Annotated in this window: 12 protein-coding genes; 6 read left to right on the forward strand and 6 right to left on the reverse strand. The window is 47.1% G+C overall.

Features of this window, described 5'->3' with window-relative positions:
* Positions 1 to 20: 20 nt before the first annotated feature.
* From AC6EJC_RS00710 to AC6EJC_RS00730, 5 genes are all read right to left on the reverse strand, one after another.
* On the reverse strand, positions 21 to 944 hold the full coding sequence (locus AC6EJC_RS00710; protein WP_444952282.1) for a carbohydrate ABC transporter permease: 924 nt from the start codon (positions 942 to 944) through the stop codon (positions 21 to 23).
* Positions 945 to 1549: 605 nt separating this feature from the next.
* Entirely contained in the window at positions 1550 to 2524 is a 975-nt protein-coding gene (locus AC6EJC_RS00715; RefSeq protein WP_444952283.1) for an ABC transporter permease, read from the reverse strand.
* Positions 2525 to 2538: 14 nt separating this feature from the next.
* The gene (locus AC6EJC_RS00720; RefSeq protein ID WP_444952284.1) at positions 2539 to 4206 is read right to left on the reverse strand and encodes an ABC transporter substrate-binding protein; all 1668 of its coding nucleotides are present in this window, start codon (positions 4204 to 4206) and stop codon (positions 2539 to 2541) included.
* Between the two features lie 209 nt (positions 4207 to 4415).
* The gene (locus AC6EJC_RS00725) at positions 4416 to 6179 is read right to left on the reverse strand and encodes a sensor histidine kinase (protein ID WP_444952285.1); all 1764 of its coding nucleotides are present in this window, start codon (positions 6177 to 6179) and stop codon (positions 4416 to 4418) included.
* Positions 6176 to 7807 (reverse strand): response regulator, encoded by a 1632-nt coding sequence (locus AC6EJC_RS00730; RefSeq protein WP_444952286.1) that lies wholly within the window; start codon positions 7805 to 7807, stop codon positions 6176 to 6178. The genes AC6EJC_RS00725 and AC6EJC_RS00730 overlap by 4 nt, the downstream gene beginning before the upstream one ends.
* A gap of 143 nt (positions 7808 to 7950) precedes the next feature.
* Here AC6EJC_RS00730 and uxuA point away from each other — a divergent pair, with 143 nt between their 5' ends.
* Together uxuA and AC6EJC_RS00740 are read left to right on the forward strand one after the other, a co-directional pair.
* Complete coding sequence (gene uxuA, locus AC6EJC_RS00735; RefSeq protein ID WP_444952287.1) at positions 7951 to 9087, forward strand: mannonate dehydratase; 1137 nt, start codon at positions 7951 to 7953, stop codon at positions 9085 to 9087.
* Positions 9084 to 9938 (forward strand): SDR family oxidoreductase, encoded by an 855-nt coding sequence (locus AC6EJC_RS00740; protein ID WP_444952288.1) that lies wholly within the window; start codon positions 9084 to 9086, stop codon positions 9936 to 9938. Before uxuA ends, AC6EJC_RS00740 begins: the two co-directional genes overlap by 4 nt.
* 116 nt (positions 9939 to 10054) lie before the next feature.
* Here the strand turns inward: AC6EJC_RS00740 and AC6EJC_RS00745 are convergent, their stop codons facing one another.
* The gene (locus AC6EJC_RS00745; protein WP_444952289.1) at positions 10055 to 10396 is read right to left on the reverse strand and encodes a cupin domain-containing protein; all 342 of its coding nucleotides are present in this window, start codon (positions 10394 to 10396) and stop codon (positions 10055 to 10057) included.
* Positions 10397 to 10652: 256 nt separating this feature from the next.
* Between AC6EJC_RS00745 and AC6EJC_RS00750 the strand changes: the two genes are divergently transcribed.
* The 4 genes from AC6EJC_RS00750 to AC6EJC_RS00765 are packed head-to-tail and all read left to right on the forward strand — an operon-like array spanning position 10653 to position 14052.
* A complete protein-coding gene (locus AC6EJC_RS00750) occupies positions 10653 to 11888 on the forward strand; it encodes an FprA family A-type flavoprotein (protein ID WP_444952290.1) in 1236 nt (411 codons plus the stop codon).
* A gap of 36 nt (positions 11889 to 11924) precedes the next feature.
* Positions 11925 to 13118 (forward strand): NAD(P)/FAD-dependent oxidoreductase, encoded by a 1194-nt coding sequence (locus tag AC6EJC_RS00755; protein WP_444952291.1) that lies wholly within the window; start codon positions 11925 to 11927, stop codon positions 13116 to 13118.
* 2 nt (positions 13119 to 13120) lie between these two features.
* Complete coding sequence (gene rd / locus AC6EJC_RS00760; RefSeq protein ID WP_149034708.1) at positions 13121 to 13291, forward strand: rubredoxin; 171 nt, start codon at positions 13121 to 13123, stop codon at positions 13289 to 13291.
* Positions 13292 to 13338: 47 nt separating this feature from the next.
* Entirely contained in the window at positions 13339 to 14052 is a 714-nt protein-coding gene (locus AC6EJC_RS00765) for a Crp/Fnr family transcriptional regulator (RefSeq protein ID WP_444952292.1), read from the forward strand.
* The last annotated feature ends 20 nt before the right edge of the window (positions 14053 to 14072 follow it).

Genomic DNA, 14072 nt, shown 5'->3' on the forward strand with positions numbered 1-14072 from the left:
TCGTTCTTTTCCGGCCCAGCTTATCCTTTGACACCTCCCAAGGTCATACCCTTCACAAAGTATTTTTGTAAAAATGGATACACCAAAATAATAGGCACCGAAGCTACAATCGTCATCGTGGCCCGAATCGAGGTAGGAGTGACCGACTTCGCCAGATTTTCCGAACCAGCGAACTGGCTGGCATAGTCCTGAGCGTTAACAGACGTGTTGGAATTTTGCAGTATTTTCATCAGCTCATACTGAAGAGTGCTCCATTGCTCATACGACGAATTGTACAAAAACACATCGAACCAGGAATTCCATTGCGCGACCGCTGTAAACAGCGACACCGTCGCCAGCACCGGCACACACAGCGGCAAAACAATGCGCATAAAAGTGGCAAACTCCCCGGCCCCGTCAATACGCGCCGACTCCAAAATCCCTTCTGGCAATCCTTCAATAAAGGAACGAATGACAATTACGTTAAACACCCCGATCAACCCCGGCACGACATACACCCAGAAGGTCCCCAGCATCCCCAGCTCACGAATCAGGAGAAAGTTTGGAATCAATCCACCGTTAAAATACATCGTCAAAATAAAAGCAATCGAAACAAATTTGCGCAGCACATATTCCGGCCGGCTGATCGTATACGCCACCATCGCGCAGCAAAACACCGAGGTCACTGTACCCACAACCGTACGCAATACAGAAATCAGCGTAGCATGGAAAATCGTCGCTTCCTTGAACACAAATTCATAATTACTCCACGTGAATTCACGTGGCCACAAATAAATCCCGCCCCGAATCGAATCATTCGCTTCATTCAACGAAACCGCCAGCGTATTCAAAAACGGATACAGCGTGAACACCATCAGGCACAGCATAAACACGATATTGCACGCATCAAAAATTCGATCCGAGGGCGCCCGAAATCGCCCGTGTACGGCCTTCCCTTTGCCCATGACTTCCGCTCCTTTCTAAAAAATAGCTTAAGCCTTTGGATCACGCACCCTAATTCAACTAATTGTTATTGGAGCTTGTTGGTGCTGCTACTTGGAACTGTTATTTTGAGTGGTTATATTAGTGGCAATTGGAGTGAATTTTTGTGGAATATTATTAGTACTATAAGAAGTCATGTTTTAGTTCGTTTGATAAGGTCTTGATGAGGTCAGCGAAGCGGCCTGCTAAAAATCCACTGATCTTCTCCTGTAGTATGAAGAGCACGCACCCTTTGCTATCTCCTTCGAATAGCACAGTCCTAAAAAACAGCCTCTAATGGCGATAGCGAAGCTGAGCCAACCATCATGGCGCATTTACCCAAGGAAGCGCGAGTCACGCGCCTTCCTTAAGCTCTCCCCTGCCACTACCCTCAGTTCTCAAAAAAAGTGACTTTACGGCGGATAGCAGCGGAGCGGGCGGAATCGTTCTGAAGAAGCGGAGCGGGCGCCTTTATCCCCGGATTCCAACCTCTACTGTTTTATGATAAAAAGAAATCCGGGGATAACAGCGATCGGAAGAACAATCCGCACGCGAAGCGACCGTCCCCCCACCATAACTCACTCTTTTTTCAGAACAATCTCTCCTCCCCTAACCGCTTCGCAATATGATTGGCGCTAAACAGTAAAATGAAGCTGACCACCGTTTTAAACATACCCGCAGCAATAGAAAGCGAGAAATTACCCATCTGGATGCCATATTTCAATACAAAAATATCCAGGTTCTCCGAGTAATCCACGTTCATGCCGTTGCCCAGTAAGTATTGCGGCTCAAAGCCGGATTCCAGCAGATTGCCAATGTTCATAATGAGCAGGATGATGAATACAGGCTTTAATCCCGGCAATGTCACATGCCAAATCCGCTGAAAACGTCCGGCTCCGTCCATCTCAGCCGCCTCATACTGCGAAGGATCAATCATCGTCATCGCGGCTAGATAAATGATCGTGTTCCAGCCGACATTTTTCCATACCTCCGATGCACCGAGAATGCCCCAAAAATAGCTTCCCTCGCCCAACCACAGGATAGGCTCCTTAATCAGCCCCAACCACATCAGCACCTCATTAATGATGCCGCCATCCGCAGACAGCGCCGTACTGATAATGCTGGCCGCGACCACCCACGAAATAAAATGCGGCAAATAGCTGATCGTCTGTACCACCCGCTTAAATACGAGCTGCCTAAGCTCATTCAACAAAATCGCTAATGTTATAGCGGTGACGAAGCCCAGCACCAGATTAATGAAGCTCATCGCCAGCGTATTGCGCATTACCCGTAGAAAGTGTTCATCCTGAAACAGAAAATAGAAATGCTTTAATCCGACCCATTGCTGATCGAGCAACTTGCGGGCAGGCTTAAAATCTTGAAAAGCAATTGTCCAGCCCCAGATGGGCAAATACTTGAAGATGAACAGCCAGATTAAAAAAGGGACGGACATCCATACCAGTGCCCGCTGCTGGTTCAGCTTGTGCATAAATCCTCTTAAGCCGGTTCGCCGTGAGGGCGACACATGGCCCGTAGAGGTCGTGACAGGTGTCGTGCGGCCCATAGCTGCTTCCTCCTTTATTTTTTACCGGCGGTCTCGATTTTTTTGGCAACCTCCTTCGTGATCAGCTCCTCATACGCCTTCACATCCAGCTTGTTAAATTCGGTGGTGTATTCATTCCAAATCGCATCAAACTGCTCCGGTGCAGACAGCACCAAACGCGGGAAATATTTGCGCTGCAGGTCCCCCTTCTTTTGCTGGAAGAGCTGCGCAGTTGAGCCTTGAGCAATCGGGATACTCCAGGCCGGGTACCATGGGCGCTCGTCAGGTGCGGAAAACATTTGCGAGAAGGACTCTACACCATAGACTTTTAGTAGCTTTTTATCTCCCTCGGTGTAGGACATACGCGCAACCTCAGGCTGCCGTCCGGGGCCAACCGAGTTGCCGTCAGGCAGGGTAGAACCGCTACCGTATCTCGGCCAACTGTATTCAAAATATTTGAACCCGAATGATTCGCGGAACGCGTCCTGACCAGTCTGCTTAATTTGCTCCTCAGTCCGGTAAAAGCGTCCTTTTTTATCTACATCATAGGTTTCTCCCTTGATTCCCCAGTTGGATAACACCTGGTTTTCATCGGTCAGCAGGTTGTCAAAAAATTTGATGATACGCACCGGGTCCTTGGCACTGACCGTAATTCCTATGCCTCGGTTATTAACGAATGACGACGGATCAATGTATTGATCCTTTATATTCTGGTCGTATACAACAGGCAGCCCTATATACTCCATATCATCATTGCCCGATTGCTTGGAAGCCTCCTGCAGATTATTCAGGGCCTGCCCCGCCTGCCAGCGGTAGTCGAAAAAGCCCAGCACCTTACCCGAGGTCAGCTTCGCCAGATATTGATCGTAATTGTCCACAAAGGACGATTTATCAAATAGGCCCTCTACATTGAGCTGATTTAGCTCTTTCAGATACCGCTTTGTGATTTCCATATCTCCATAATCCGTGGCCCGGTGTGTTTTCATATCAATAATCGTGCCGCCATCATTCGGATAGCCTGCCAGATGCATCGGCGCGTTCGTAAGAGCATAAAACCTATCCTGTGTGGTTAACGCCAGGTACCCAGTCAAGCCCTCATCTGCATGCTTTTTCGCATAGTTACGAATCAGGGCTAAATACTCGTCAAGTGTTTTGATTTTTGGATATCCCGCATCTTTTAATACCCTGCGTTGCACCCAAAAGGCTCCTTGCTCTAAGTTAGGCGCAGGTAAATAATCGCCTACCACCGCACTGAGCGGCAGAAAGTAAATGTTCCCATCCTCCGCCTTCATCAAGTTGTAGTACGGTCCATATACACGCTTAATATTCGGTCCATATTTGTCGATCAAATCATTCAGGGGAATAAAAGCCCCGGCATCCAGCAGCTTATCGATCGTGCCATCCGGTACTATCACATCCGGGTAATCGTTACTGGCAATAAATGTACCGATCTTTGTATTGGCATCTCCCACCAAATGCTCCAGCTTCCAGTTTACCCCCGTCTGATCCTCCAGGATTTTGCCGATCCGCGTTTCATTGGTATTAATGTCCCTCCCCGCAGTGGCATTAAAATACGTGAATGTGACCTTCTCCTTGCTATCTCCTGACGCCGGCTCCTTGCCCGAGCTTCCTGAGCAAGCAGCGATCATAGATGCCATCATGACCATTACCAGACTGATGATTCCGAACCTTTTGCTTGTCATGCAAGACCTTCCCCTTTCGTCCTCTTTTATCGATTGTGTGTGATATCGTACGGACGTACCTCAAGCACTGGAATTCCCATACACCCTAAATTGTAAGCACTTTCATTTTATAAAATGTCGTTCATTTCGTTCACCTGTCAATCTAAAGGTGTTACTTAGAAAACTATAGGTGTAGGTCCTTCAAGCAACATAGACGCCACGCTCTACCCTCACTCCCGATCCGCAGGAATCATAATACGAATCTCCGTACCCTCGCCGGGTGCACTGCGAATAGCAATCTCAAAGCGGTTCCCGTAGTAAAGCTTAAGACGATAGATGACATTTTGCAGACCTATACGCTCTCCCATTTCCTCCTGCCTCTGCATGTAACCATACAATCGTTGTACCTGTTCCGCAGACATGCCAACCCCATCATCCCGAACCGTTAGAATCAATTGTCCTTCCCAATTTTCAAAATGAATCTCGATGCGCCCCCCGTGCTTTAGTGGCTCAATGCCGTGGATGCTTGCATTTTCAACCAGCGTCAGCACAACCATTTTGGGAAGCAAATACTCCAAGTCTTCAGAACTCGTCTGCACTTCGTACTGTATTCGCTCACCAAAGCGATATTGCTGGATTTCCAGAAAACAACGGATCAGTTCTAGCTCCTCCCGCAAAGTAACCCGATCCTTGTTCCACACCAACGAATTGCGGAAAATCCGTGCCATGTTATGAATAATGCGGGCTGTCTCATCCTCATGCTTCATTAGGCTCCGCATGCGAATCGTCTCCAGCGCATTGAACAGAAAATGTGGGTTGATCTGGCTGTGAAGTGCATTCAATTGGGCATGTCTGCGCTGAATCTCCAAATTTTTTCGCTGAATATCGGCCATATAGACGTCGTTAATCAGTCGCTTTATTTTCAGTGTCATCCGATTAAACTCGCCTGTTAGTTGCCCGATTTCATCGCTCGACTCCGTACCGGGAATGAGTTCGAAATGCTGATTTTTCACCTTTTTCACATGTTTCAGAATGCGATGAATCCGCACGTTCAGCGAACGTGTAATCCAGATAATGATCAAGGTAGGCAGCAGCATGTTCACACAGGTTAACAGCAGTACAAAATTGCGGGATTCCTGCATTTCATACAGCACTTCATCTCTCGATACCGCAGCCACAATGCTCCAGCCGTTCAAGTTACTCGTAAGTACATAATTCGTTTTGAACTCCATAGTGTCCCCAGGAAACCTGAGGGTGCTATAGGCCACGCTCTTATGATTTATATCAATCTTGGGATCAGTCGTATACTCGATTCCCCCCCGTTCGTTCAGTAGAAAGAGACTACCCTGTAAATTCAGATTATTGAAAATATCTCGAATGGACGACATTCGCAGCTCTATTTTCAGTATTTTCTCACGACCATTTTGGGAATAAAAATAGTTCATCCGCCGAATCAGGCTAAAGGGATGTAGCTGTTCGCCCGTACCGTCGTTGGTACGCACAAATATAGGCTTGGACTGCCGTCCGGGCGGGATTTTGGTATACCAGGGCAAGCTTCTGACCCGCTCATCTATAAAGCTGATTCCCCCGGAATCCAGCAACGTTGAATTATCTGTGTAGATCGTAATTCCACCTACGGAATGGTATACGGGACTGTAAGTATTGTTCAAGATACGACGTAAATAAGAATCATAGGCGGCAATATAATCAGCAGGATGGGGATAGGTTTCCTCCAATACTTTATTGAGCCGATGATCGGTATAAAAGATAGACGAGATTTCCATCGCATCTTCAAATTCACGGTAAAATTCAATTTTAATCTGCTCCAGCGCGCGCGAAATATCCTGTATACGCTGTTCTTTCACATTTTGCGAGGTGACATGGTAAAAAATCAGATTGGTCAGCACTACAGGCGTAAAAACACAGAGAAAATAAAGCAACAGCATTTTATCCCGCAGTCGCACATGATCAAGGGTGGTTCTCAGCATCTTCATTCGCCAGCCCTCTCTGGCTCGTCTCCAACACTCAGGCTGTTGCGGTATTCGCTTGGCGTGGCATGTACCATCTTTTCAAACTGGGTAACAAAATAGTCGGAACTGCCAAAGCCCACACGCTCGGCAATTTCATAAATGCGCAGATCCGTCTGCCGCAGCAGCCGCTTCGCCTCCTGAACGCGTAATTTCAGCAGGAACTCGTTAAAGTACATACCGTACGTTTTTCTGAACAATTGACCGAGGTAAACCGGGTTCATGTAAAAGCGAGCCGCAATACTTTTCAGGCTTATATTCTCAGCGGCGTGCTGCTCAATGTAAGCGCGGATATGCTGGATGCCTCCCTGCTGACGATCCTTGCGCAGAACCCCGATATATCTTCCACTTTCCTCGGCAAAAGCTGTGAACAATCGCTGCAATTCACCGAGCGACAGGTTCATATCCTGCCAATTCATCATCGGCTCCAATGACTGAAGTGAGCGCTCATTTCCCTGCATGTTATGAATGACCCGCACGATACTGAGAACACATTGATGCAGACTCATTTTCATAGCCTCAGGAGCATAACACTCCTCCCGAAAGCTGCTAAATAAATGATCCACGGTCGCATGCAGCTCTTCCAGCCGCAGTTCCTCGACTTGCTCTGTCAACCGATCCAGTACGTCCGGATGGATGGTTCTATAGTGGAGTGGTGGCATTCCCCCCTCCAGATATACAACAATACCGCTATGATCATGAATGTATTTATGGAGCACTGCTTCCCTCGCACAGGCATAGGACTGTTGGATATCCTGCAACCGATTTACAGGGCTTCCTGCATAAACGAAAACCCGACTTCCCAGCCGATCTTTTAGTGACCTCATCCCCTCTATCTCCTGTTGCAGCGCTTTCATAAATACTTCCACCTTGGCTTCAAAACACTCTAAAAAGAAGTCCGGTACGATAAGACCCATCCGGTTACGATGCTCATGGACATAGAGGGGGTACTTGCCGTCTATTAAACGATGAAGCGCTTGCTCTATAAGCTCTCTGAATTGGAAAAGCGACAGCATGACGCCATCGTCACCGGTGCGCCACGGATGCTGATCATTCAGCTCGACGAGTACATAGTACATATGGGCGGCTTCTCCAAGCCGTAATTGCTGCTCCCAATGGGTCACCACGGCATCATCCACTTTGTTTATCATCACTGTCTCTAACAGCCCACCTGTACGGTGATTTTGATATAGTTGCGCGTTCCGCTGCTCACGATGCAGTCTTTCACTCAGCTTGCGCAGTGTAGTCGAAAAGTCACCCTCATCAATCGGCTTAAGCATAAAATCATGAACCCCATAGCGGAGTGCCTGCTGCGCATAAGCAAAATCGCTGTAGCCGCTTAAGATAATAAACGCAGGATGTTCTGTACTCCGTTCGAGCACAGACCGAATCAGCTCTAGTCCATCCAGCACAGGCATACGAATATCGGTGATAACCAGGTCGGGATGAATACTGTCGATTAACTCCAACGCATCCTCACCGTTATCAGCTTCTCCCACGATTTCAAAACCACAGGCTTGCCAATCCATGAGTTGAAGCAGCCCTTTACGAGTAAAGATTTCATCATCGACTACGATGGCCCGATGCAGCTTCATAACCCGCTTCCTCCTTTCGATGTAAACGTCATTTTATTTTGGTTAACTATTCCAATGATCTCTAGCAATATGGTAATGTAAAAACATCAGGAATTGGAAATTTCCGTTACACCTATCATATGACGAATGGGGCGGTGCAAAGCATGCGCATGGTATTTCGTTGGTTCGGTGAAGGGAACGATACGGTAACACTGGAACAAATACGTCAAATTCCGGGAGTTGAAGGGATCGTGTGGGCGCTACACGATATTCCGGCCGGAGAAGAATGGCCTTTGGAACGTATTGTGGCATTTCGAGAGCAAGCTGTACAGGCAGGTTTTCATCATGAAGTCGTGGAAAGTGTGAATGTGCATGAAGATATCAAGCTCGGACGACCGACACGCGATCAGTATATCAGCAATTACATACGTACATTGGAAAAACTTGGACAAAACGATGTCAAGGTCGTCTGCTATAATTTCATGCCCATATTCGACTGGCTGCGCACTGATTTGCACAAGGAACTGGAGGATGGCTCCACTGCCCTCTTCTTTGAGAAATCACGAATCGAGGGTATCGATCCGTTCGAACTGGTACGTCGGATTAACGAAAATAGCTCGTTAACCATGCCCGGCTGGGAGCCGGAGCGGCTGGAGCATCTGACGGCTTTGTTCGAAGCGTATGCACACGTCACGGAGGAAGACCTGTGGGAGAATCTGGCCTACTTTCTGGAGGCCGTTATTCCTGCGGCGGAACGCAGCGGCATTCGGATGGCTATTCACCCCGATGATCCGCCGTGGTCTGTATTCGGACTGCCGCGTATCATCACAAGCCAGGCACATCTGCGCAGGCTACTGGCGTTGTACGACAGTCCGGCAAACGGCATTACCCTATGCTCCGGCTCGCTGGGAGCCAATCCCAATCATGATATCATTTCCATGATTCATGAGTTCAAGGACCGCATTCCGTTCGCCCATATACGCAATGTGCGTGTGTCGGCTAACGGAGACTTCATCGAGACATCTCACCGAACTCAGGATGGAACCGTCCATATTGCGGGCATTGTTCAGGCGTATCACGATGTTGGCTTTACGGGCTACGTCAGACCGGATCACGGCCGTCACTTGTGGGGAGAGCAATGCAGACCCGGGTATGGACTGTACGACCGCGCACTCGGAATTATGTATTTGTGGGGATTGTGGGATGCGCTTACACAAAGCCGAGCCCAACACAACAACCCCACTTATCATGTGGAGTCCACACTAACCGAATTCGTTCACCCGAAGGAGTCGATCCTATGAGCACACAATCTCTACACCCTTCTCTGGCAGGCAAAACAGCAGTAGTTACAGGCGGCGCCGGAGTTCTGTGCAGCGGGATGGCCCACGAGCTGGCAAGGCAAGGCGTGAAGGTCGCCATTCTGAACCGAACGGAGGAAAAAGGCCTACGCGTAGTTCATGCTATTCAGGCCACAGGCGGAGAAGCGATGGCCGTGGCCTGCGATGTTACCGATGGCGACAGCGTACTGCGGGCCGAACAGGCGGTACGCGAGCAATTCGGCGCGTGTGATATTCTGATCAATGGAGCCGGAGGGAATCATGCTAGCGCTAATACCACCCGGGAAACCTTCCGGCTGGAGGATCTGACGCAGCCGGACATTACTACCTTTTTTGAGCTGAGTATACCCGGTTTCCGTCAGGTGCTGGACGTCAACTTCATTGGGACGCTCATTCCGACGCAAATATTCGCTCAAGGTATGACTGGACGCCCGGGGGCTGTCGTCATTAACATTTCCTCCATGAGCGCACCCAGCCCCATGACTAAAGTTCCAGCCTACAGCGCAGCCAAAGCAGCGGTTAACAACTTCACCCAATGGCTGGCTGTCCATCTAGCCGAAGCGGGTATTCGTGTCAATGCCATTGCTCCCGGCTTCTTCCTCACTGAACAGAACCGTAGCCTGCTAACCCATGAGGACGGCTCTCTCACTGAACGTGCGGATAAAATCATTACCCATACTCCTATGCGCCGTTTTGGTGTGCCGGACGATCTGCTGGGTACCCTGCTGTGGCTTGTGGATGAACAGACATCCGGTTTTGTTACAGGCACAGTGATCCCGGTAGACGGCGGATTCATGGCGTATTCCGGGGTGTGACCCCCACTAAAAAAAGCCGCTTGGCTCAAGTGCCCAAGCGGCTTTTTTTATATGTGGAGTTCTTTTCCTCTTCTTGTGATTTTTATAATTTATATAGTGATGGTGATGTACCCTCTTTATATATTTTGCGCATAGCTTTCACTTGGCGTTTGGGTCAGCACCACATGCAGGCTGGAATTTGCCTCCGCACCACCGCGATAGGAAAAGCGCTCATCTCCGGTAACATGGATCATATCCCCTTGGACAACTTCCGTTTCTTCACCATTCACAGTTACAGTACCGTTACCTTCAAGAACAAGCAAATATACATTTGCTCCTGGATGATTATGCGTTGGCAGTTCAGCATTAGGAGTAAAGTTGAGAATAAAAATTACATTGTCGGCTTCCTTATGCACAATTCGTTTAGTAAAGGCAGCTTCTTTATATTCCTGAAATTGAATGAGGTTTGATTTTTTCATGTAGATTCACTCTCCTGTTTGAAATTGGGTTTGTCTATGATGGATTGGATACCTGGCATGCTCTCAGGCTTCAATCTATACGGTTTTATTGTATTTGATTATTACGCTGTCCTTGTGATTGCAATCACAAAAATAAAATTGAGTCATAAATACTTTGAAATATTTAAAAATTTGATTTCAATCATCTTTTTCATCAACACATCCAACTAGAATCGAATTGTGTTAGACAAACAAAAACAAGCAGGAGGTTGTTCCTATGAAACCAGGATTTCAACTGGCAAAGGATATTTATTGGGTAGGAAAAATTGATAATCGTGAGGTTCCCTTTCATCGTCTTCTACTATCAAAGGGTACAACCTATAATGCATATCTATTAAAAACTGGAAAACCAACCATTGTGGATACCGTGGATATGGCATTCGGTAGAGAATTTGCAGAAGCTGTAACCGAATTGATCGATCCGTTGGATATTCAATATATTATCGTCAATCATACGGAACCAGATCACTCGGGCGGATTGGCGGCACTTGCTTCCAAGGCAACGAACGCTACGATTGTCTGCACTGAGATTGCCGTTCCGGAAATTCAACAAATGTACAAGCTTCAGCATCGTAATTTCCTCGTAATTAAGGACGGGGATCAACTGGATATTGGAGGAAAAACGCTACTGTTCAAGGAAACGCCTTACCTCCATACAGAAGAAACCATGATTACGTACTGCATAGAAGATAAAATCTTGTTCCCTTGCGATATTTTCAGTACACACGTGGCTGTGGAGCATCTATTTGCTGATGAGGCTGGTTTTGATATCACCGAAGACTTTATTGGATACTATCAGGCTATTATTCATCCGCATCGCAGATATGTGCGCACATTAATCGAAGCTGTTGCTGATCTGGATATTGAGATGATTGCACCTTCCCACGGCTTCGCGATCCGGCATGATATTGCCAAGTTTATTGATTTGTACGCCTCTATGAGTACCGAAACCAAAGATGATAAAAAAGTAGCGATTGTTTATGCCACCCTAAAAAATAATACTAAAAAAATGGCAAACATCCTGAAAGATTGCTTTTTGGAAAACCAAATCAGGGTGGAGCTATGGGACGTAGATAAGGCGGATGAAACGGAGATTTTGAATAGTATTGCCTCCGCGGATGCTGTTTTCGTGGGTAGCTCTACCAAATATGCCGACATGACGGGCAAGCTGGAAGACCTGCTGCAAAAAATGCAAAAGATGAATCTGGAAGGCAAGCTGGCTGCTGCCTTTGGTTCCTACGGCTGGAGCGGGGAAGCCATTGAAGTCGTACAGGATTACTTGAACGGTACCAATATGAAGGTCCAAAGTACTTCAGATGTAATCAAATCAACGGGTATGACCCATGTGGAATTCCCGGTACGTATTCGTTTCTCTCCTACAGAAGTTGAAAAAGTGAAGAAAATTAAAAATGCCGCTGAATTTGTCTCAGATCTACTGCTTAGTGTTATTTAAAACACAGTAGCGTATAACGAATAGGAGAGATACTGAATGGGTAACCAACATTACGTTATTATCGGAGGAAGTGTTGCCGCCGTCAACGCGGCAAAAGCGATTAGAGATCATGATGAGCTAGCCGAAATTTCTATTTACGGGGAAGAAGCATCCCTTCCGTATAACAGAGTCAAACTTTCCAAGGGACTATTCACAGACTTGCACAGCGACAAAATCCTGATCAAAAAGGAAAAATGGTTTGCCAGTCAACGAATTAATGTTTATTCCGGCATCAAGGTCACCGCGATACATGCAGAGGATTGCACCATTGAAACGGCAAATGGGCAGACTGTTGCTTATGACAAGCTGCTGTTGTGTACAGGCGCCTTCAACCGTGAGCTTTTGCTGGACGGAGCTTCACTAAGGAACGTTCACAATATCCGTTTTAGACAAGATGCCGACAGCCTTAAGACGAAATTGCAAAAGGAAGACCGGATATGTATTATCGGCGGTGGGATTCAAGGCGTAGAAACCGCCTGGTCCTTCCAGCAAGCCGGATATTCTGTAACCATTCTGGAAGCTTCGCATCGGCTTATGCCCCGCCAGCTAGATGAGAAGGCCTCCGCTATTTTGACCCATCGCATTACTGAACGGGGCACCAAGGTAAGCCTTGGACAAGGCGTAAAGCGTATTACAGGCTCAGATCATGTAGAAGGTGTAGAGCTACAGGACGGGTCTGTTATTCCCTGCGAGCATGTCGTGTACTCTATCGGAATTGTACCTAATACTGAGCTTGCTCGCCAGATCGGCCTTGATATTGGACACGGCATTCTGGTGAATGCGCAGATGGAGACCAGCTCCGCCAATATATATGCGGCAGGTGATGTAGCCGAATTTCAGAATAGAGTGGATGGATTATGGGAAAGTGCTATAGAGCAAGGAAAAATAGCAGGTGCTAATATGGCGGGTGCATCCGTCAACTATCAGCGTCCCATCCCTGTAACCCTATCGAACAGCTATGAATCCCCTCTGTTTTCCATTGGTCTAGTAGATGAACAAGTCTGCGACACTAGCCTGACTAGTGAAAATCAAGCTTCTTATACACGTATGTTCATACAAAATGGTTCTATCTGCGGCGTGATTGGCTTTGGGGATGCTCTCGCTTCACTTCCATATAAAACAGCCATCATCCATAGACTCAAACCGGATGCGCCAGAGCTTACAAAAATTTTTGATGACAAGGAGAACTAAAGATGAAAAAATATGTATGTCAGCCCTGTGGATACGTTTATGATCCTGCTATAGGTGATCCCGATGAAGACGTTATGCCCGGTACAGCGTTTGAGGATCTTCCGGAAGATTGGGTTTGTCCGGTCTGCGGTGAGGATCAAAGCCATTTTGCCCCAATAGATGATACAGAATAACAACAAAGCGCTATAATCTGTAGTTTCCGGTTTTATGAATGGAGTGAATGAATGTGAATGAGATGTCGTGCCAGTATGCGAAGGAGCCTTGCGCCCGCAAAGTGCCTATCTTTTCCTCTTTGTCCGATGAAGATTTGTTTAAGGTCAGTTCCATGATCCGACACAGAAAATATCAGAAAGGCGAGGCCTTGATTGTGGAGGAGCAGGCTTCCGATACGCTGTACATTATTAAAAGCGGACATGTCAAGCTTCTGAAAATGACACCTCAGGGCAAAGAACAAATTCTGCACATTCTGACAACTGGCGATTTTTTTGGCGAGTTGAATATATTTAACAGCGATGAGCTGAGTAATTTTAGTGCTTATGCCTTAAAGAATACTGATATTTGTATGCTTACCAAGGATGATATGGAGCAGTTGATCCGCAACAATCCCGATATCTCTTTGAAGCTGCTCAAAACCATTACTAAACGCTTGGCACATACCGAAAATCTGGCTCAAAGCCTGGCTACCAAAGACCCGGAAATCCGTATCGCCTATATGATTCTCGAACTCGGACATAAATACGGCAAGCCGGACGGCTCCTACATTAAAATAAATCTCCCCCTTTCACGCGAAGAAATGGCTAATTATGTTGGTGTCACACGTGAAACCATCAGTCGAAAATTCGCAAAATTTGAACAGCTGGGGATTATTCATATTAAGGGTACACGAGAGATTACCATCTGCGATATACAGAAACTGAACGAATATATGGATTGAGGCACAGCAATACAATGTTG

Source organism: Paenibacillus sp. TY11 (genome assembly GCF_059772165.1).